Raw genomic sequence first — 1,940 nt, forward strand, 5'->3', positions numbered from 1 at the left:
CGCGCTGCTGGCGCTGTTCCTCGGCAAAACCCGCGCCGGCAAATGCATCTACATGGGCGGCAGCAACATCAACGCCACCTGGTTCAGCGGCATCAATACCCACCGTATGGTGATGCTGGTGTACGTCATCTCCAGCCTGCTGTGCGTGCTGGCCGGCCTGATCATGATGGCGCGCTTTAACTCGGCGCGCATGGGTTACGGCGATGCCTACCTGCTGCTGACCGTGCTGGCCATCATTCTCGGCGGCACCGATCCCAACGGCGGTTTTGGCCGCGTGACCGGCGTGGTGCTGGCGCTGATTGCGCTGCAGGTGCTCTCCACCGGCTTCAACCTGATGAACATCAGCCAGCACGTCAGCCTGGCGATGTGGGGTGCCGTGCTGGTGGTGGTGCTGGCCTTCAAACAACTCAAAGCGCGCTTTAACGATCACCGTGCCGTCAGGCTCAGCAAGCTGGCCGCGGCGCTTAATCCTCTGACCGAAAAAAAGGAAGTATGATGCGTATTCAAGTCTCCCCGTCGTTGATGTGTATGAATCTGATGGAGATCAAGCACCAGCTGGCCGTGCTGGACTCCCGCGCTGACTTCCTGCACATCGACATCATGGACGGTCACTACGTTAAAAACATCACCCTGTCGCCGTTCTTTATTGAGCAGATCCGCCCGCATACCCAGGTGGCGATCGATGTGCATCTGATGGTGGAAGAGCCGACCGACTTTATTGAAGCGGTGGCCAATGCCGGCGCCGATTACATTTGCCCGCACGCTGAAACCATCAATCGTGATGCGTTTCGCGTGATTAACCTGATTCGCAGCTACGGCAAAAAAGTGGGCGTGGTGCTCAACCCGGCCACGCCGGTCTCCTTTATCCATCATTACATTCATCTGCTGGATAAAATCACCGTGATGACCGTGGATCCTGGCTATGCCGGTCAGCCGTTTATCCCGGAGATGGTGCAGAAGGTGCAGGAGCTGAAGGCGCTGAAACAGGCGCACGGCCACCGCTACCTGATTGAGATTGACGGTTCCTGTAATACGCGCACCTACAACACGCTGGTCGGTGCCGGTGCCGAAGTGCTGATTGTCGGTACTTCCGGCCTGTTTAACATTCACGAAGACCTTGCCACCGCGTGGAACATGATGCGTGAGAGCATTGATGAAGCGCAGGGCCTGGCGCAGGTGTCGGCATGACAACACGCTGGCTCGGTATCGACATTGGCGGCACCGGCACCCGTCTGCAGTTGATGGAGGCAGGCCGCATCTGGAGCAGCTTTCGTAAAGTGCCCACCGCCAGCTGGGCGCAGCAGCCCGATGCGCTGGCCGCACTTGGGCAGCTGATTGCGGAAACGCTGGAGCAGCAGCCGGTCAGCGGTGTGATGCTCGGCCTGCCGGGTATTCTCAGCCGCGATCGCCAGCAGGTGATTTCACTGCCGTTCATTCAGGCGCTCGATCATCAGCCGGTAGCGGCGCTGCTGAGTGAACGACTGGGCGTGCCGGTGGCGATGGATAAAGACGTTAACCATCTGATGCTATGGGATCTAATGCAGCTGGAGCAGCTGCCGGAAAATGCGGTAGGTTTGTATCCTGGCACCGGCATGGGCAACAGCCTGTGGATCAACGGCAGCTTCTATCATGGTCAGCATGGCGGAGCCGGTGAACTCGGCCACGTGCCGGTGGCCGGTAACGCGCTGCCCTGCCCGTGCGGCAACCACGGCTGCGCGGAAACCGTGACCTCCGGCCACTGGTTAAGCCAATGGGCGCAGGCCAATGCGGCGCAAACGCCGATGTCGGCGCTGTTTACCCATCATGGTTCTGACCCGGCGCTGCAGGCGTTTGTGCAGCGGCTGGCACAGCTGATCGCCACCGAGATGAACATTCTCGATCCGGAGTACCTGATTCTGGGCGGCGGCGTGCTGGCGATGGCAGATTTCCCGCTGGCGCAG

At 59.9% G+C, this 1,940-nt stretch carries 2 protein-coding genes and 1 pseudogene; all 3 read left to right on the forward strand.

The genetic code is table 11. The annotated features are described in order from the left end of the window. Nucleotides 1-496, forward strand: a pseudogene (locus ERD80_RS21305) (ABC transporter permease); the annotation flags it as partial. After that, on the forward strand, nucleotides 496-1,188 hold the full coding sequence (gene alsE / locus ERD80_RS21310) for a D-allulose 6-phosphate 3-epimerase (protein WP_031279804.1): 693 nt from the start codon (nucleotides 496-498) through the stop codon (nucleotides 1,186-1,188). The pseudogene ERD80_RS21305 and the gene alsE, both read left to right, overlap by 1 nt. Then, the coding region (alsK, locus tag ERD80_RS21315; RefSeq protein ID WP_136548451.1) for an allose kinase at nucleotides 1,185-1,940 on the forward strand (756 nt) is incomplete at its 3' end. The genes alsE and alsK, both read left to right, overlap by 4 nt.

The organism is Pantoea sp. R102, assembly GCF_004916815.1.
Classification (GTDB): Bacteria; Pseudomonadota; Gammaproteobacteria; order Enterobacterales; family Enterobacteriaceae; genus Pantoea; species Pantoea dispersa.

Excerpts from the sequence above, each read along its gene's own strand:
- alsE (WP_031279804.1), top strand. The coding sequence starts at position 496 with ATGCGTATTCAAGTCTCCCCGTCGTTGATGTGTATGAATCTGATGGAG.